The following is an 18,176-nucleotide window of genomic DNA, read 5'->3' on the forward strand; positions in this document are numbered from 1 at the left end:
GGTGACATAAAAATGCCTAATTTTGAATTAAGCCATATTGGGACACCAGTTGCTGACAAAACGTTTGCTGAAGGTTCAGATTTACAGAATGCCTTGAAATTCCGAAATAAAGGTTCGGTAGGTAATATAAAAGACTGGGTATCAAGTGAAGAAACAAGCCCGCTTGAAAATTTTGCTATTCAAAATTTAGGCGGCATCGGAAAAGATATTCTAGATGGATTTGCAGCGGAGTCTAAAAATATAAATATGGATAAAGATAAATATTTCAGTGAGAGAGCAACCCTTATAAGTGACATTAGAAAAAAATACCCACAGGAAGCAGATAAACTTTTATCTGAACTGGCAGGAAAGAATGCTGACGAGATAGATAAATTTTTATCAACAGTAGAGCATAAATATCCTCAGGAACTAATAAAAGATGTGTATTTCGTAGGACAGGCATTAGGAAATATTGAAAGAAGACCGTTGTTAAGAGCTCCTATATTTGTGGATTTAAATAAAGATAAAATAAAAAAATTTTATAAGGGATACAAATATGTAGATAACTCTGATATAGAAATAATTTATAAAGTACAGTTTCCAGATGGAAAGGCAAAAAATATAAATGATGAAGAAAAGAGAATCAAGCAAATGCGAAAGGAAATAAACAAGCAATTTAGTCAACATAGAATGTATTTTAATGACGACTTTGAAATAGAAAAGCAATTAAGGGAACAGGAAAATATTAAAAACAGGGCATTATTAACAGGAAATCAGGAAATGTACAATAAAGCAATTGATAAACAAGATACTTTACAAAAAGAAAGAGAAGATTACATTATTAATATTTTAAAAACTACTCGTTTGGTACAACCAGAAGATAAAAATGTAAGAGAAATGATACATAATGCAGTAAAACCAGAACCTTATCTTGAAAGAAACAATAGATTCAATCTTCCTGATACACCAAAAGGAAATATTAATAAATTGGAAATAAAAAAAGGTTCAAATCAAAATGTAAATGAAACATTAAAAAAGTTAAGAGAAAGAGTGGGTAATTAAGATGAAAAAATTAAAATTGTTGATATTGTGTTTATTAAGTATTTTTTGTTTGAGTTCTTGTTTAACAACTGGATTTTTCTTGGGTTCAATTCTTGATGAGTTCGGTCCTAGTGGCGGAGGTCCTGATGGAATAGAAAAACTTTACTATAAAGATAAACCAAAATTTAAAGAGTACATGAATTCTTTAAAAAATAGAGAGAAATATGTTTTAAAAGTATCAGATACCTCTTTTATAAAAATGCCTAAAAATATTGTCACTAAAAAATATGAAAATACATTATTTTTATATGATAAAGAAAATAAAATGATGAGTTTAGGTATATCATTAAATTATTCTTCTAATTCTGAACAATTTGAAAATTATGATAAAAATAAGGATATATTAAAAGATTTTGGAAAAGTTAAAATAGTATCGGGATATGGTAATAAATACATAGTGTCCAAAGTATCAAATATTTACATAGACACTATGTATGATCCTTCACCTAATCTAAAAGAATATTATGATTTAATTATTGATTTCATAAACAATATCGAGGAAGTAAAATGATAATTAATAGGAGATATTTATGATAGAATAACAAAAAGAAATTAATAACGAAATGTAAAAAATATTCTTTTAAATATCTATATACCAAAACCTGATGATTTCAAAAAATCAAGAGATAATGCTGGGCTTTCTGAAGCTATGGATGAAATGCAAAAAAATAACTCGTATAAAGGATTCCAAATAGAAGATTTTCAAAACCCTGGAATACCTAAAAAGGGAAATGACAATCCAATTTAATAAAGAAAGTTTTGAATAGTAAATACATATATATATATTTATTTATATGTAAGTGAAAATGATAAGAATATTCCTGAATTTATGGAATTTTATAAAGATTTTATGGAAAATTTGTAGGAAATATCTGAGTTATATTTGGGTAGTTTTCATAGTTTTTTAAGATGGAGTTATGGTAACTTCAGGAAAGGATAAAAATATGAAAAAAATAAACTTTATATTAGTAACATTGATTGTTGTATTCAGCATAAATTTATCTGCTGAAAAGTTATTACATTTTAATCAATCAAATGTTATTAGTTCAGAAACGTTAAAACAAGTAAATGCTTCTTTAACTTATAAAATTATTTACAAAAAGGAAAAGAATGGCGAATACAAATACACTTTAGAAAAATTATCAAATTTTAATAACGATAAAAATTTAAAAGTATTTGTAAATGGAATTGAAGATAATTTAGACAGTGCAGTAAAAAAAGCCATAAATCAAAATATGACATCATCAGACAAGAAAAAAGTTGATGATGGCGGAACTTTTGAAACTATTTTAATTTATTCAGAATAGAATAAAAATTAAGTTTTTAAATAATCGTTGTTGTAAAAGACAGCGGTTATTTTTTTTCTATATTACATATAGTTTGAATTTTTAAAACAACTTTTTACCCAATAAATTTTAGAAAAATATTTATTTAATTTCCTAAATTAGTTCCTTTTTATTATACCATTTTTATATATTATCTTTTTATATACCTTTTTAGGTACTTGCAAACATGTATAATTACTGCTTTTAAATAAGTTAAAAAACAAGTTTTTCAGTAAATAAAGACAAGTAAATCAGTAGATTTAAAACTAGAAAATCAGTAAATAAAAACTAGGTTTTCAGTAGAGTTTAAACAAGCACTTGTTATTATTTTTGATTAATGGTATAATAAGAAAAAAGGAGGTTTTTATGAATGAAGTTGTAAAATATAATAATAATTTTAATAACATAAGTCTTCGTAATTTTAATGCCAATGAACTTGATATTTTGATGGCAATTTGCAGCAGAATGAAAGAAAAAGGTGAAGAGGAAATAACTTTTCATTTTGATAAACTGAAAAAACTCATTAACTATTCTGACAATACATCAGCAACTTTTGTAAAGGATCTTGAAAGCACTTATGATAAGTTGATTAGTATTAAGTTGAAAGTTGGAGATGAAAGACGCTTTATAAAGTTTGTGCTGTTTACTCGATATTCAGTTGATGTGGACGAAAAGACAGTTGATATAGCAGTTAATAAAGAATTTTCCTGGGTTCTAAATGAATTGAATGTTACTTTTACAGCATTTGAATTAAAAGAGTTCATCAGTCTAAAATCAAGTTATGCGAAAGAATTTTATCGAAGGATGAAGCAGTTTAAGTCCACTGGAAAATGGAACATATCACTTGAAGATTTTAAAAGAATAATGGATGTTCCTGTAAATTATCGAATGTGTGATATTGATGTCTGGGTTTTAAAGCCAATACAAAAAGAACTTGAAGATAAGTTTAAATTGAAAGTCAAAAAAATATACAGCAAAAAATCAAGAGGACGTCCAAGTGTTTCAGGATTTGAATTTACTTTTTCCAAAGAAAAATATCAAGCTAAAGAAACTTCTAAAACAAAAAACAGAAAAGAAATTAAAACACCTGCTGATTTTTTCATTCACAGAAAAGTTAGAATGATGGATGGAGTAACTAGAATATTCAACACCTTGACAATAAAGTCAATAAATGAACAGAAGAATGGAATGGTAGTGGTTAAAATTCAGAATGTTGATGATTTTTACGAACAGGAGTTTGCTTTTAACAGCATGGAACATTTTGAGAACTGGTTCAGGAAATATGTGATATAAAGAGTTCAAAAATGTCAAATACTTGCATTTATTTAGATTACAATTTTTATTACTTTGGTACTTTTTAATACGAAAAGTTAATACTAAAAAAGGCTATTTCATAAAATTAACTTTATAAAATAGCCTCAGTATCAACTATTATAAATATTTTTTCTATGTCCTACTTCTAATGCTAACACTACTAAATTTTCATCTTGAATATTTACAATAACTCTGTAATTTCCTATTCTATATCTCCATTGTCCTTTTCTATTTGCTTTCAACATTTTTCCTTTACTGCGTGGGTCTTCTGCAACATTTTCTAAATAAATTTTTATTCTTTTTTTTACAAATTCATCCAGTTTACTGAAATCTTTTACGAAATGTGGAGTTGGGATTATTTTATATTTTACAGTTCTTCCCATTTTAAAACTTCTCCTCCATTTTTCAAATAGTTTTCATATTCTGATAATCTTAAATCTGCTATTTTGGCATCATATTCATCTTCCAGTGAGTCAAACACTTTTGATTTTATTAACTCTGACAATGTAACTCCTTCAAATTGTGCCATGCTTTGTAAAAATTTTTTTTCCATATCGGATACTTTTAAACTTATGGAAGCCATGATACTCACTCCTTATATTTTATTTTTTTGGTAATACTATTATACTACTTTTTAAATTTTTGTCAATAATTTTTTGCTTCAAATTCATCTGTCATCATCAATAACATAAAACTATTTTTGAATTAAAAATCTAATTTACAATATAGAACTAAAATAAGCCCATATTAGCCCCATAACGAAAAATTTTTGCATCAGACAAAGATTTATACCAAAAAACAATTTAACGAACGCTACGGGCTTAATATGACGTAATATGAACTTTAATTTTTATCATCATCAATTTTATTTTATAATTTTAAGAAATTTTATCCCGATTTTTCTAATATATCTTTTTAATCAAAAAAAGAGCCTGTACAAACTTTTTAGAAGAAAACTCCCAATAATCTGTACATAAACTCAAATATTTTATTTTTTATTCAATTAAATTTTCTTTTGATATTTTAAAATGAGTTGAAGTAAAATTTCTCAAACTGCCCATCCACCTCCAAAAACTGGGCTCTCATTTTCACGCTTAAACTAATATTACCTTATTTTTTTCAAAAAATCAAGACTTTTTTCATAAAAATTTTTCCCAATAAACTTTCCGAAAATTCAAATTTTGGAAAGCACGCTTACAAGTTTCTCGAAAATTAAAAAATTTTAGAAACTTATCGTGATTTTTTCTGCACATAAAATTTTGAAAAAATGACTTTCGTTTGCACTCAAAAACTCATTTCATTCGTGAAAGTAAAGTTACAATTCTCAGATTTAAAGATTATATTTTGTATAAATTTCTATAAATTTTGTGTCAAAAAATTTTCATAAAGACAGTTTTTAAAGATAAATTTTTATGTATTATTGAACTTTAAATATAACATTTTTTAAATCAATTTTTGTACAAAACAGCAAAAAATAATTTCAATTTTACTAAAAATATATCCCAAATTTTTAGTAAATTATAGTTAAAAATCTTAATCATAATTACACCTATAGACAAAAATTTCTTTTAAAAATAACAAAAAAAGAGAACTAAAAATTCTCCTTTTTTTATGTAATTATGCTTTTTATTTTACAATATTTTAGAAAAAAAGTATGATATTTTTCCTAAAAAAATTTACAATTTGTGCAAATAATTTTAACTATAAAAATACAAAAATTGTTATTCAGTTTTAATAATTATTCCTCACTTTCAATCAACTTTTCAAACTCTCTAGTTGTTTCAGTTCGTTCAATTCTCTTAACAACTTCATCATCAAATTCAATTTCAATGTCAAAAATATCTCTATCATATTCAAGATTATTTTCCCCATCATCTACATTTTCATCTTCAAAAAATTCATCAGTCATAATTGAAATTCTCACCTATCTTTAGTTTTTAATCAGGATAACTGTTCCTGTAATATTTATAATACGAAGATCTACTTATTTGCATAAATCTGCAAAAACTTTTTACACTTATTTCCTTATTTCGTACTCGTTTTAACATATCCTGTTCTTCTTTTGAAAGATTTAAAACTTTGACTGGCCGTCCAATTACATTTCCAGTTTTCCTGCTGTATCTTTTCCCAGATTTTCCAAGTGGCATATTTTTAATTCCATCATTTATTCTTTCAATTAAAATACTTCGCTCTCTTTCAGCCAGATATATGAGAAGTGGAATTACAACAACATTTACAATTTCATCCTTTCTGTCATTCACATTATGATTTAAAAGTTCCTGATTGATTACAGCAATATTAACTTTCATATCCTTAAGCTTTGTATAAAGCTCAGTAACTTCTGTAAAATTACGCCCAAGCCTGTCAATGTCTGTAACAACAAACGTATCATTTTCCCGAATTTTTGACAAAATTTTCTGCAGTTCAGCCCTCTTCATATTTTTTCCGCTCTGTATATCACAATAAACTTCATCACAGCCAGCATTTTCAAGCGATGCTATCTGCCTTGTCAAATCCTGCTTTGCCGTGCTTACTCTTGCATATCCAAATTTCATTTAGACAACTCCTTTACAAAAATGTCTACTAAAATGTATTTTAATTTAGTATACATCATTTTGCTTATTATACCCTTAAATTCAGTATAGTTTTAAGCGTGTATTAAAACATCTGTTTTAGTAGATATCGGAGTGTCCCCAAAGTTTAAAAGCTGGCATTGAAATATATTAAAAAAATTTATTTTTCATGTGTTTGTCCTGTTTTTTAAATAAATAACTTGATTTCTACATTTTTTTATGATATACTTCTTTTAAAGTGGAATGCATGATGCCTGAGGGCTGCCATGCTAGCCCGATATTGCAAGACAATATCGGGTCAATTTTTTTTAGGAGGACTTTATATGAACAACAGAGAGGAAAAGACTTTTAAAACTTTTGAAGAACAAATTGAAGGACTTAAAAGAAAAAACCTTAAATTTAAAAATGAAGAATTTGCACTTAACATTTTAAAAAGAGTAAATTATTATTCTTTTATTAATGCATATAAAGAAAATTTTTTAAATCTTAATTATGAAAAAATAAACTCTGATGATCCTGATGAAATGTATAAAGATGATGTCTCTTTTGAAGATTTGTTTTGGCTATATTATTTTGACAGTGAAATGAGAAGTAATCTTTTAAAATATATTTTTATTGTCGAATCTAATATAAAAACTAAATTAGCCTATTATTTCTGTGAAAAATATAAAACTGATAATAATGCATATAAAGATGTGAATAATTTTGAATACACTTCCAGTTCTGGATTAACAAGAGATATTAATCGTTTAGTCCAAAAATTAAATAATACTATTAACAGGCAATCTAATATACAAGGTTCTAGGATTAATCATTATACTACAAACTATAATACCGTTCCCCTTTGGGTTTTAATGCCTCAATTGGATTTTGGAACAACTGCTTATTTCTTTAAATGTTCTCAAAAAGATATTCAATCTAAGATTGCTAAAAACATGAAATTTGAATTTATTGAAGAAAATCCTGAATTTAATGATAAGTACATCTTTACTGGAGAAGCTTTGAGTAATATTATTTTTTTTGTGAACAGTTTTAGAAATATTTGTGCTCATAATGAAAGATTATATAATCATAGGTTTACTGCTAATAACATTAATAGTTTTATTATTCATGAACATTACAGCTTAAATTTTAACTATGGTCTTTTTGACTTAATTTTAATTTTAAAATTTTTTATTACTCAATTAGAATATAGAGCTTTGAAATCTTTATTAACTTACAGCTTAGCTTTTTTATCTTTAAATGTTGATGAAAGTGATTTCATAAAAATACTCAATAAAATGAAATTTCCTAAAAATTGGGAAGAAATATTAGAAATAAAAGAAGATTTGCAAAAGGCAAAAGAATTTTATCAAAACAATGTTTTGTTAAATAAAAAATAGCCCCTAGATAGGAGCTATTCTCCTTATTTTTTATCATTTATTGACTTTCATTCTTATAAATTATATAATATAAGAACAAAAAGGCGGTGATATAAATGGTTCAAAAGGAAATTTTATTAAAAGAAATCAATAAAAATAATGGTATTATTTCGACTAAAGAAGTTTTGAAGTTCGGTATTCATAAAGATGTATTGAAAAAATTGACTGAAAAAAAAGAAATTATAAAAATAGCAAACGGACTATATGGACTTCCAAACGAAGAAATAGATGAGTATATTTATTTTTCCCATAGAGTTCCGAAAGGTATTTTTTCTCACGAAACAGCGGCTTATTTGCAAGGATTATCTACTAGAATGCCTCTCATTTATGTAATGACTGTTCCAGTCGGAGATAATGTGAGCAGAATTAAGTCAATAAAGGACAATATTATTTTTAAGTACAGCAAAAAAGATTATTATGATATTGGTAAGACAAGCATAACGAATCCTTTTGGCAGAAAAATTTTTGTCTATGATAAGGAAAGAACAATATTAGATCTTATCAAAAACAAAAACAGAATAGACACTAATGTATTCAGTGAAACTATGAAGTTGTATTTTAGAGATAATGACAGAGATTTATTAAAGATTTCTAAATATGCTATCTATATGAACATGGAAGAACAGTTAAAACAATATACGGAGGTATTATTATGAAAACATCGGAACAAATAAAGGGAGCTATTAGAAATATATCAAAAAAAACAGGAGTAAATCCAAATTCGTTGCTTCAGATGTGTTTGTTTGAAGGTGTTTTAGAAAAATTATCAAAATCAAAGTATAGTAAAAATTTCATATTAAAAGGCGGGCTTCTCATTTCTTCACTTATTGGAATAGATATGCGCAGCACAATGGATATGGATACTACAATTAAAGGGATTCCAGTAAATGAAAAAACTATATCAAAGATTGTAAAAGAAATACTGGAGATTGAAATAGATGCTGATATTGATTATAAGCTGGTTAAATTAACCCCAATCAGACAAAAAGACGTGTATGAAGATTTTTGTGCAAAAATTTCTTGTACTTTTGGAAAAATTAATGCCGTTTTGAATATAGATATAACTACTGGGGATGTTATCACTCCAAGAGAAATGAGATATTTTTATTCTAAAATATTAGAGTCAGGGACAATACCTATTATGACTTATACAATAGAATCTGTTATTGCAGAAAAATTTGAGACTATTTCAAGTAGAAATATTACAACTACAAGGGCAAGAGATTTTTATGATTTATATATGTTGTATCATCTCTACAAGGATAAAATTGATAAAGATATACTAAGAGAAGCGATAGAAAGAACGAGTGAACATAGAGGTTCTATAAAATCAGTTAGCCAATATAAAGAGGTGGTAGATTTATTCAAAATTAGCGGAACAACAAAAACCTTATGGGAAAAATACATCAAGAGTAATCCCTATGCAAAAGATATTGATTTTTTAGAAACAATAACTACTTATGAAAAAATTGGTGAATGTATGTTAAAGACTAAGTAAAAAAGGACTTGAAGTCCTTTTTTTATTGAATATTATAAACTCCTATCATATTGGGAACTACTTCGATTACGTACAACATTCTTATCCTTAACTGTTTTTTTCAGCTCAATATTCAAATTGTTCTTAAAATCATTCCACCAGCTATAAGTACTATCAGGCACATTTTCAATTGCTGCTATTACTGTTTTTTCAATTTCTAAAATTGAAAACTTTCCATTAGAATCTTCGTGAAGAATATTTGTCATTTGCTTAATGAATTTATTACCTGCATCGTGTTTTCGCCTGATATAAGCTTCCTTAATTTTTTCATAAGCCTTAGCTTCAGCTTCTCCAAATAACTTATCGTATTCAAATTTATTGTTTGATTTAAAATTTAAAATATCCTTGTCTGTAACTTCGTAGTATCTCAAATGTTCACGAACCAGATTATCAACTTCTTTTTGTACAACTGGCTGGGCCAGCTTTTCAAGTTCGGCTTTTCTACGTCTTTTCTTTTCCTCCAAGTCCGCATAGCTGTCATTAAGCTGTCTAAGACGATTATTAAGCTCCTGCTGTTCACGTTCCATCTGAAGTTTTTTGTCTAAAATATCCTGCTTTATGGCATTATTCTTGGCTTCCTCCTTTTCTACGTCCTTCTTAATGTTTCTCATCAAAGTATCTCCACGTTTTCTCGCTTCGTTAAGAGCTTCATTAATAAGTTCCTGTTTCCTAATTTCTGAAACAACATAAGGTTTTTCCGCTTCTATTTTCTTTTCCCGAATTTGTTCATCAAGATTACGTATTTCATTATTTTTGCTGATTTGTTCCGTTTCTAAAAAATTAATTGAACTTTTTAAATTACTCGCTTTAGTTTCAAGCGTTTTAATCTCAAAATAAAGATTTTCCCTGTTCTTGATCAGTTCTTCAACTTTTTCTCCTTTTGAATAATCTTCTATTTTTTTATTGATTACTTCAAAGTCCACATTCTTAAAGACTTCATCAAATAATTTTATTTCTTTTTTAAGATTTTTCTTAAAATTTTTGTTATTCTGTCTCTGATTTAATTTGTCCCTGATTATCTTCTTTATATTGAAAATACGCTTAAAATCCGTAATTTCCTTATTACTTTTTCTTACCTTGAAATCTGTTTCATAGTTTTTAAATTCATTCAAGAAATCTTTCTTTGAAATTTTTTTCTTTCTGTCAATAATTTCCCTTTTTGAAAGAATTTCTATATATTTCATAAATTCATTTTTTGAATAATCATTGCTGCCAATCTTACTTTCGAGATCCTTTTTCTCCTTTTCCATAGTGAATTTTGTCCTGTCAAGATCTTCAGAAGAATTTACTTTTTCAGTTCTTCTGACAACAACTTCTACACCTTCATTTGAAAATACCTTGACTTTATTTTTTAACTCATTAACAACAGGATTATTAAGCATAAAATCATTTACAAATTCTTCATTGAAAGTCCTGTAAAAATCTTTAGTGAACGGAGAAGTACCATTCTCAAATTTAAACTTTTTATCTGACTTATTTTTGTTCAGCTTGGCTAACTGTCTTTCAATGATTTTGGGCTTCTCCTGAACCTTAAATTCCTCAAATGCCTTTTTATATTCATCAGTTCCAGCAGTTAATCCAAGCTTCTTATTTCTTCTTAAAAATGCACTGCTCAAAGCTGATTTAACTTTTGCTGGATTAACATCACTTACCGTATACTCATCTTTCTGATTATTCTCTTCTGAAAAAGTCCACATTGACTGCATGTGCGGCGTACTTTCATCAAAGTGAATTACTGCATATACACATCGTGCATTTTTATCAAATTTTTTACTTAAAAACTCAAAATTTTCCTTGTAATACTGCTCCCACTTTTCAAGAGAAAGCATGTATGTCAAATCCACTCCATTTCTTGCTTCAAAATTTCCTGTCTGCACCTGCGATACGACGCTTACCACATCCCTGCTCCTGCTGTCAACTTCTGTATCATAATACTGCCGTTCAAGGACAGATAAATCCTTGACAAGAATTTTGTTAAACTTCGTCAGTTCCTGATTGACATTATTCTTAAACTTCTCCAGTTCACGGAATGCTTCTCTTACAACATTGTTAATGCTGCTCCTGCCAGATTTAGAATTGTATTTCTTAAAGTTGTTTATTGCTGAAATCTCAGCCATTTTTATTCCCCCTTTTATCAAAAAATGCTTCTACATTTTCCAATTTATTTTAATTATACTTATTTATAATTTTTTTTGCAAATCGTAAGTTTTGGGACTGCTCAATTTCTGCATCGGCCAGTCGCAATGCAAGAGGGCAAAGCCCTTTGCAAAGCTCCTCCATTCATTAAAAATGAATGGCTCGCCTGTCATTTTTTTCAAAAATTACTGCCGAGCTCTCAAACGCCGAGGGCTTTTCAGGCAAAAAAATGAATTCGTAATGCGAGCGTTTCACTTCGCAAAGCCGAATCATTTTTCTGCCATCTTCATTTGAAAAAATTTAGTAAAAATTCGTTATTTTGATTGAAGACAAAATTCAAAGTAAAAATAATTTATTTTTATATTAAAAGAGCAGTCTTTAGAACTGCTCTTATCACTACTGCTATGAGTTTTTAATCTGTAAGTCATTGCCGCTAGGACTTTTAATTTAAAGATTTAATTTGTTCCTCAATATCTCTAATTTCTTCTCTTAACTTTTTTATCAAATGCTGTCTTTTTACTTTTTCTCTTGTTAAAAAAATTCTTTTTTCTTCTACATCGGATAATTTTATTGCTTCTTTCTGTTCCACTATCTCTTTTAATTTTGAACTTGGGTCATCTGATGTAATAACTTCTATAATTTCAGTTTCTTTAAAATCATCTTTTTTTTGCCCTGTTAAAGTTTTTACAGTCCTGTTAGATAATGTCAAAACCTTTTCAGGCTCTTCAAGTCCCTTAGTTTGATATTTTAAGTATAAGGAATATTTTCTTATTGCTACATTTGCACTATCTCTATCTACGCCTAATTTTTCTATCCATTTTCCAAAAGATCCATTTCCTTTGTTTGCAAAAATTTGATTGGCTTCAAATATTGCTTTTGAATATTTAAAAATATGTTCCATTGACTTTTCTTTATGGAAAGTTATATCATTTTCATATTTTATAAGTTTTTCTTTTTCTATCCCTGATATATCAAGCTTCTCATAATCTATATTATAAATACTTTCAACCTTTGCAACTGCTGGAACTTTTTTACTATTAATTTTACTAATATCTAAATTAAATTTTTTGCTCATCTTATACCCTCTTTTTTCATTATTTCTTCTGCTAAGTTACTGTAGTCTTTTGCTCCATTTGCATTTTTTGAATAATCAAATATTGATTGATGTGTAACAATGCACTCAGATAGAGCTACATTTTTTCTTATTATATTTTTTAACAAATAATCCTTATATTCTTCTTGCAGTTGTTCCTGTATCTGATCTGACAATGCCGTTTTTTCTTTTCTAATCAATATAATTCCTGAAATATCCTTTCCCAATCCTTGTGTAAAATTAATCGTAGCATTAAGTCCTAAAAGTTCATTTATTCCAGGTAATATTACAGGATAAACACTTGAAGTATAGATTGCTGAAGTTGTGTAAGCGTTAAATGCTGGAGCGGTATCAAATATTATAACGTCATAGTTTTCTGATAAATTTTCTAAAAAATTATTCAACAGTTGATAATAATATGGCCCTTGATTTTTTAATTCTTCCATATCTTTTTCTGCTTCAGGACCTGCACTTATTAAATGCAAATTTTCATTTAGCATTTCAGGCTCAAATCCATTCGATCTTTCAAGCAGATAATCTCCCAATGAAAAATTTAATTCATTTACATTTACTCCAAAATTTGTAGAAAGATTAAGTTGTGGATCCGTATCTACTGTTAAAGTTTTTAATCCCTGTTTTGCAAAATAGTGTGCCAAATTGAAAACAGTTGTTGTTTTACCACAACCACCCTTGTTATTTACAATTGCTATTTTTTTCATAATATCCTCCCAAAATATATTTATCCTTTATTTTCAGTATAACACTATTTATGAAAAAAGCAAATTTTTTGTTTGTCTGTCACGACTGATAAATTGTTTTTTTAATCCTAAATAAATAAAAAAATAGTTTAAAAGTAGATTTATATATTTCAAATTAATTCTCAGCTCCTGATTTTAATAAATTTTCTATTTTCTCTTTCATATTTTCGTCAATCTTATCATCATCAAGACTGTAAAATTTTTCTAGTTTTGTTAATTTTGAATTTTTTTCAACCAGTTTTTTTCTAACAGTCACTATGACAGGATTATCAAGGCTTCTTTTAGGATCTTCCATCAACCCTATTAATAATGAAGTATTACGTTGAATATCATTCTTTAGAATTCCTATCTCTTTTTCAATTCGTTCTTTTAAAGTTAAATTTTTTTCTTTTTTTACTTCAGGAAAAGCTTCTACTACTCTTAATACCTTTTTTGGAGTAGTCTCTATTTTTTTAGTTTCATCTGGAAGCGATAGTTCATCATTATTACTTGAAATATTTTCTTTAATTTTTTTTTCTGTATTAAACCTGAATTCAAATCCGACAACTCTACTTCTTCCGCGTCTACCACTGAAACCATATTTTTTCTCAATTTTTAAATTATATTTTTCTCCTAATTCTTTCATAATAGGTTTTAAAACACGAGTATCAATATTAACTACCTTATAACTTTCAGGAATATCCATCAAATACCTAAATTCATCGAGACTACATCTCCAAAAACCTGTATTTTTAAATTGTTTCATTCTACGGTAAAATTCCTTTGTATAGCTTGATTTTAAAGTTACAAATTCTTTTAACTCAAATCTAGTCCATTCTTTATTAAAATCATTAAGTAAAAATCTAAAGTCTTCATTCAATGAAATCATTAATATTTGTTCATCTATCTTTATTTTAAAAGTTTTAAAAATAGTCATTTGTACAATCGTATTGTTTTCTCTATATGTGTAATTTAATGATAATAATTTTTTATTAACATTCATAATTGTATTTACAAATTCTTTTGTAGTCATATTTTTCTCAAGCCTTATTAACTTTTTCAATTCATAAAAAGAATATTCAAGAATATTTGTGCCTTTTTCTTTAAGTTTATGAAAAAGTGTTATCAATAAATTTAGTTCTTCTGCCGTAAAGTTTCTTAATGCTTGATTATTAAAATCATTGTTATATTTTACAATTTCATCTTCCATTTAAAATTCCTCCTTAAAGTCATTATATCACATTAAAAATAACACATCAATAAAAATGTTATTTTTAATTTCCCAAAATGTTATTTTTAATTTCCCAAAATGTTATTTTTAATTTCCCAAAATGTTATTTTTAATTTCCCGAAATGTTATTTTTAACTCCCGAAATGTTATTTTTAACTCCCGAAATGTTATTTTTAACTCCCGAAATGTTATTTTTAATAGTTTAAAAACACATTATTTATGCGGTGTTGCGGACACCTAAAAGATATAAAATATTTTAAAAGATATAAAAATCTTTTAAAATATTTTATTAAAAGAACTTGACAAATTTTTTTAAACAAGTATAATATTAATAGAGATGTACTCGTAGTATAAGCGAGTAGGATAAAATAAAGAAGATATACAGATTAAGAAGATATACTCGTAGTATAAGCGAGTAGGATAAAATAAAGAAGATATACAGATTAAGAAGATATACTCGTAGTATAAGCGAGTAGGATAAAATAAAGAAGATATACAGATTAAGATGATGGATTGTTTATTTTAACAATCCTTTTTATTTCACAAAAAGACTTTACATTTAACAGAAAAATGCTATAATAATTTTACAAATCAAATACAACAATTAAAAAACTATCAGAAAGGATTTACAAATGAAAAATAAAAGTATAACATTTTTCTATCTAACTCATAAATTTTACAATAAATACAAAAACTGTAAAGAAATATTATATAAACCTAAAAGGCCTTATGCAGTTCACTTAATAGAATACAATAACCTAATATTTGCTATACCTATCAGAAGTAACATAACACATGAATTTTCCTATAAAACAATCAAAGAAAAAAACAAAAGTAAAGGATTAGACTTTACAAAAACGGTTATCATAAATGATTTAAAATATCTTTCTAAACAACCTGCTCGCATTAATCAAGAAGAGTATTTAAAATTAGATAAAAATAGACATTTCATAGAGAAAAAAATGTTATCATACTTAAAAATATACAAAAAAGCACTACAAAAACCAAATACCAATAAAAACCAAAATATCTTATCAAAAAGTACATTGCAGTATTTTCATAAAGAACTCAGTATACTGTTTAATGAAAATAACATTGATTAATCCTCTTGAAAAAATAGAGGATTTTTCAAAATTTCCAATATAAGCCTTTCTAAGCAATTTTTTCTCCTTGTTCAACCTTTTACATCAAAAAATTTTTTAACGATGAATTTACCCACTTTCTGACGTTCTGAAATATATTTACAAGTCTATCATATTAATCTTCAATATTTATATTATTAAATTTTAAATGCTCATTCTTAAATAATCCACGTTTATAATAATTAATTATAAAAAAATCTTAGAATCAACTTATCATTTCTCACACGTGAGAAATGATATTCAATATGATAAAAGAACAATACTTTGATTAATAATAAAATTTATTTTATGCAGGCAGTGTTTTCTGTTTAACAGGGAAACACACAAGCGTACCTTTTAAAAAATGAAAAATTTATATAAAAACTTTTGAATGAAAAAAACATTATCTATAACTTTCAAAAATTTAGAAAAAGTGACATTACCTCAATTTATCCATAAATTAGTTTTAAACGATTTTTTCATTTTAGGTAGGAAAATTTTAATGACAAACTTGCCCCTTTTATGTTCTTCTAAATAATATTTCTGTTCAAAATTTTAAAAAGTTATATTTCTTTTTAGAAATTTCTATATGCAAATTTGAATTTTTATTTAAATTATGCTATAATTACTTAATTTACATTTAAGGAGATTGACTTTGATTCATAAAAAATATTAATTTATAGACTTTTGCATCTTAGAAAACTCATATTTCTTATTTATATCAATGAAGTTAATAAGATTATCAATATTAAATAGAACAAAAATTTTTCGATAAATAATCAAAAAAATCTCAAAATATAAATGAAAATATTTTTTTAGAATTAATGAAAAATTAGTAAAAAATTTTGAATAAGAAAGGACAAAAATATGAAAAAGAAATTATTATTATCATTAGGAATTACTTTATTAAGTATAAATTCATTTTCTAAAATGACAATAACATCGTACAATAACGGATCATCAGTATCAAATGGATCAATAACTGAATCAGGCCATAACTTTTCAGGAATTGTTCAATTTTTAGGAAATCAAGGTGGAACATATGTAGTAAAATTAGATAATGGAACCAAAATAGAAACAGGAACAAGATTTGATTTAGATCCAGATACAACTATTACAATAGAAGGAGCAAATGGTACAATAGGAACAATAGTAAATGGAAGTAGTGCGTATCCAGTGGGAGCACCAGTTTCTACAAAACATTATTACTTTTGGCAAGATTTAGACGAAAATTCTACTACTTTACCAGAATCTGGAATATTAAATGGAAATTTATTCACTCCATCTGTTATATCTAGATCAAATAATGCTAGCACAGCTATTACTCACGTAACAACAAGTGTTTTACCACCAAGTACAGCCTCAACAACTACACCAGGTACTTCAACACCAACTCCGAGTACACCTTCGACAGGAACAACTCCAACAACAGGAAGTACAACATCTCCAACTGAAAGAAAAAAAGTTTTAGTAATTCCAAGATCACGTGTTGATTTGGATTTAGCAGAAAACGCTAAAATGACTATGATAAAAAATGTTGAGAAAAAAATAGAAAAAGGGGACTGGGACTTAAATATCGACTATGTAGGTGGAGTAGGAACTAAATATACTGATAAGACTCATAATATTTTACAATATAATGGAAAAAGTAATGGTGTTATTCTTTCTTTGAATAAAAATTATGATAAATTAACATTGGGAGGTTTATTTGGGTATCAAAATTCAAAAGTAAAATATAAAGATTTTTATGACGGAATAAAAGAAAAAATTGATTCATATCAGTTTTTATTGAATGCAAAATATGATTTTAATGAAAAAGTTGATTTAATAGGGACTCTAGTATATTCTACAAATAAACATAAATTTGATGGAAGCAATATTATTTCATATAATTGGATAGATGATGCGGAATATACTTCAAATATATTTGACTTTGAAACAAGATTAGGATATAAATATTTATTTACAAATGGATATATAAAACCGTATTTAGGTATCGGAGTATTAAATCTTAAAGAAGGAGCAATTGATAAAATAGGAGCTAAAAAAGCCTCTGAAACAGCATTAAATAGTGTATTAGGTATTTATGGTGTAGCAGAATTAAATAAAATAGATTTGTATGGAAATGTAGAATATAGACAAAAATATGGAAGTAATTCGTATCATAGTGAACGAGATGTGGACTCAACAACAAAAATTGATGCTTTAAATTATAAAAAAGCAACAGTTAATGCTAGTGCAGGATTAAGATACAAAATTACAGATATGTTTGATATAAATGCTTCATATGGATTAAATAATCTAAAAAACAATATAGTAAAAGTAGGTATTGGAATTCAATACTAAAAAATTATTGTAAACTTGCTAAATTAATAATAAACTGTCTTATAAATATAAGATGGTTTTTTTTATATTCAAAATAAAAAAAATACTTTTACATCAAACTTGACTTTTTTTTTAATTTATGTTAGCATATTTTAATCTTTTATTAAAAAGGAGGTAGATTTTGGGATATAAGAAAATAATAATTTTTAGTACATTTTTGCTTGCAAGTCTTGCCTTTCCAGCTCCAGTCAATGAGGCTAACAGAATCATTGATATTCAGCAA

At 26.5% G+C, this 18,176-nt stretch carries 17 protein-coding genes; 9 read left to right on the top strand and 8 right to left on the bottom strand.

What is annotated here, in order from left to right:
- The 4 genes from HW276_RS11280 to HW276_RS11295 form a co-directional block, all read left to right on the top strand.
- A partial coding sequence (locus tag HW276_RS11280; protein ID WP_178938576.1) for a hypothetical protein occupies positions 1-1,041 on the top strand: 1,041 nt, incomplete at its 5' end.
- A 1-nt stretch (position 1,042) separates the two neighbouring features.
- On the top strand, positions 1,043-1,591 hold the full coding sequence (locus HW276_RS11285; RefSeq protein WP_178938577.1) for a hypothetical protein: 549 nt from the start codon (positions 1,043-1,045) through the stop codon (positions 1,589-1,591).
- Between the two features lie 433 nt (positions 1,592-2,024).
- Entirely contained in the window at positions 2,025-2,387 is a 363-nt protein-coding gene (locus HW276_RS11290; protein ID WP_178938578.1) for a hypothetical protein, read from the top strand.
- A gap of 384 nt (positions 2,388-2,771) precedes the next feature.
- Positions 2,772-3,698 carry a replication initiation protein gene (locus HW276_RS11295; RefSeq protein ID WP_178938579.1) on the top strand — a complete coding sequence of 309 codons (927 nt, stop codon included), beginning with the start codon at positions 2,772-2,774 and terminating at the stop codon, positions 3,696-3,698.
- Positions 3,699-3,829: 131 nt separating this feature from the next.
- Here the strand turns inward: HW276_RS11295 and HW276_RS11300 are convergent, their stop codons facing one another.
- From HW276_RS11300 to HW276_RS11315, 4 genes are all read right to left on the bottom strand, one after another.
- Positions 3,830-4,102, bottom strand: coding sequence for a type II toxin-antitoxin system RelE/ParE family toxin (locus HW276_RS11300; protein WP_178938580.1), 273 nt, complete (start codon positions 4,100-4,102; stop codon positions 3,830-3,832).
- Positions 4,087-4,302: a type II toxin-antitoxin system RelB family antitoxin gene (relB, locus tag HW276_RS11305; RefSeq protein ID WP_026748580.1), complete on the bottom strand. Its 216-nt coding sequence runs from the start codon at positions 4,300-4,302 to the stop codon at positions 4,087-4,089. The genes HW276_RS11300 and relB overlap by 16 nt, the downstream gene beginning before the upstream one ends.
- Positions 4,303-5,457: 1,155 nt before the next feature.
- Complete coding sequence (locus HW276_RS11310; protein WP_178938581.1) at positions 5,458-5,628, bottom strand: hypothetical protein; 171 nt, start codon at positions 5,626-5,628, stop codon at positions 5,458-5,460.
- A gap of 28 nt (positions 5,629-5,656) precedes the next feature.
- Complete coding sequence (locus tag HW276_RS11315) at positions 5,657-6,274, bottom strand: recombinase family protein (RefSeq protein WP_021745734.1); 618 nt, start codon at positions 6,272-6,274, stop codon at positions 5,657-5,659.
- 341 nt (positions 6,275-6,615) lie between these two features.
- Here HW276_RS11315 and HW276_RS11320 point away from each other — a divergent pair, with 341 nt between their 5' ends.
- From HW276_RS11320 to HW276_RS11330, 3 genes are all read left to right on the top strand, one after another.
- Positions 6,616-7,674 (top strand): Abi family protein, encoded by a 1,059-nt coding sequence (locus HW276_RS11320; RefSeq protein ID WP_060917631.1) that lies wholly within the window; start codon positions 6,616-6,618, stop codon positions 7,672-7,674.
- A 95-nt stretch (positions 7,675-7,769) separates the two neighbouring features.
- Entirely contained in the window at positions 7,770-8,369 is a 600-nt protein-coding gene (locus HW276_RS11325; protein WP_178938582.1) for a type IV toxin-antitoxin system AbiEi family antitoxin domain-containing protein, read from the top strand.
- On the top strand, positions 8,366-9,211 hold the full coding sequence (locus tag HW276_RS11330; protein ID WP_178938583.1) for a nucleotidyl transferase AbiEii/AbiGii toxin family protein: 846 nt from the start codon (positions 8,366-8,368) through the stop codon (positions 9,209-9,211). Before HW276_RS11325 ends, HW276_RS11330 begins: the two co-directional genes overlap by 4 nt.
- Positions 9,212-9,243: 32 nt before the next feature.
- Here HW276_RS11330 and HW276_RS11335 read toward each other — a convergent pair whose 3' ends face one another.
- The 4 genes from HW276_RS11335 to HW276_RS11350 all read right to left on the bottom strand — a co-directional run bounded on the left by HW276_RS11335 (position 9,244) and on the right by HW276_RS11350 (position 14,426).
- Positions 9,244-11,367, bottom strand: a complete 2,124-nt coding sequence (locus tag HW276_RS11335) for a plasmid recombination protein (protein ID WP_178938584.1) — start codon at positions 11,365-11,367, stop codon at positions 9,244-9,246.
- 461 nt (positions 11,368-11,828) lie between these two features.
- Entirely contained in the window at positions 11,829-12,461 is a 633-nt protein-coding gene (locus tag HW276_RS11340) for a hypothetical protein (RefSeq protein ID WP_146965055.1), read from the bottom strand.
- A complete protein-coding gene (locus HW276_RS11345; RefSeq protein ID WP_178938585.1) occupies positions 12,458-13,198 on the bottom strand; it encodes a ParA family protein in 741 nt (246 codons plus the stop codon). Before HW276_RS11345 ends, HW276_RS11340 begins: the two co-directional genes overlap by 4 nt.
- A 154-nt stretch (positions 13,199-13,352) precedes the next feature.
- Positions 13,353-14,426, bottom strand: a complete 1,074-nt coding sequence (locus tag HW276_RS11350) for a replication initiation protein (RefSeq protein ID WP_178938586.1) — start codon at positions 14,424-14,426, stop codon at positions 13,353-13,355.
- A gap of 653 nt (positions 14,427-15,079) precedes the next feature.
- On the opposite strand from HW276_RS11350, the gene tenpIN reads away from it, so the two are divergent.
- Complete coding sequence (gene tenpIN, locus HW276_RS11355; protein WP_218975058.1) at positions 15,080-15,550, top strand: type III toxin-antitoxin system TenpIN family toxin; 471 nt, start codon at positions 15,080-15,082, stop codon at positions 15,548-15,550.
- Between the two features lie 885 nt (positions 15,551-16,435).
- The gene (locus HW276_RS11360) at positions 16,436-17,914 is read left to right on the top strand and encodes an autotransporter outer membrane beta-barrel domain-containing protein (RefSeq protein WP_021745741.1); all 1,479 of its coding nucleotides are present in this window, start codon (positions 16,436-16,438) and stop codon (positions 17,912-17,914) included.
- Positions 17,915-18,176: the final 262 nt, after the last annotated feature.

The organism is Leptotrichia sp. oral taxon 417, assembly GCF_013394865.1.
In the GTDB taxonomy this organism is placed as follows: Bacteria; Fusobacteriota; Fusobacteriia; order Fusobacteriales; family Leptotrichiaceae; genus Leptotrichia; species Leptotrichia wadei_A.

Excerpts from the sequence above, each read along its gene's own strand:
- HW276_RS11285 (WP_178938577.1), top strand. The coding sequence starts at position 1,043 with ATGAAAAAATTAAAATTGTTGATATTGTGTTTATTAAGTATTTTTTGT.
- HW276_RS11290 (WP_178938578.1), top strand. The coding sequence starts at position 2,025 with ATGAAAAAAATAAACTTTATATTAGTAACATTGATTGTTGTATTCAGC.
- HW276_RS11295 (WP_178938579.1), top strand. The coding sequence starts at position 2,772 with ATGAATGAAGTTGTAAAATATAATAATAATTTTAATAACATAAGTCTT.
- HW276_RS11300 (WP_178938580.1), bottom strand. The coding sequence starts at position 4,102 with ATGGGAAGAACTGTAAAATATAAAATAATCCCAACTCCACATTTCGTA.
- relB (WP_026748580.1), bottom strand. The coding sequence starts at position 4,302 with ATGGCTTCCATAAGTTTAAAAGTATCCGATATGGAAAAAAAATTTTTA.
- HW276_RS11310 (WP_178938581.1), bottom strand. The coding sequence starts at position 5,628 with ATGACTGATGAATTTTTTGAAGATGAAAATGTAGATGATGGGGAAAAT.
- HW276_RS11315 (WP_021745734.1), bottom strand. The coding sequence starts at position 6,274 with ATGAAATTTGGATATGCAAGAGTAAGCACGGCAAAGCAGGATTTGACA.
- HW276_RS11320 (WP_060917631.1), top strand. The coding sequence starts at position 6,616 with ATGAACAACAGAGAGGAAAAGACTTTTAAAACTTTTGAAGAACAAATT.
- HW276_RS11325 (WP_178938582.1), top strand. The coding sequence starts at position 7,770 with ATGGTTCAAAAGGAAATTTTATTAAAAGAAATCAATAAAAATAATGGT.
- HW276_RS11330 (WP_178938583.1), top strand. The coding sequence starts at position 8,366 with ATGAAAACATCGGAACAAATAAAGGGAGCTATTAGAAATATATCAAAA.
- HW276_RS11335 (WP_178938584.1), bottom strand. The coding sequence starts at position 11,367 with ATGGCTGAGATTTCAGCAATAAACAACTTTAAGAAATACAATTCTAAA.
- HW276_RS11340 (WP_146965055.1), bottom strand. The coding sequence starts at position 12,461 with ATGAGCAAAAAATTTAATTTAGATATTAGTAAAATTAATAGTAAAAAA.
- HW276_RS11345 (WP_178938585.1), bottom strand. The coding sequence starts at position 13,198 with ATGAAAAAAATAGCAATTGTAAATAACAAGGGTGGTTGTGGTAAAACA.
- HW276_RS11350 (WP_178938586.1), bottom strand. The coding sequence starts at position 14,426 with ATGGAAGATGAAATTGTAAAATATAACAATGATTTTAATAATCAAGCA.
- tenpIN (WP_218975058.1), top strand. The coding sequence starts at position 15,080 with ATGAAAAATAAAAGTATAACATTTTTCTATCTAACTCATAAATTTTAC.
- HW276_RS11360 (WP_021745741.1), top strand. The coding sequence starts at position 16,436 with ATGAAAAAGAAATTATTATTATCATTAGGAATTACTTTATTAAGTATA.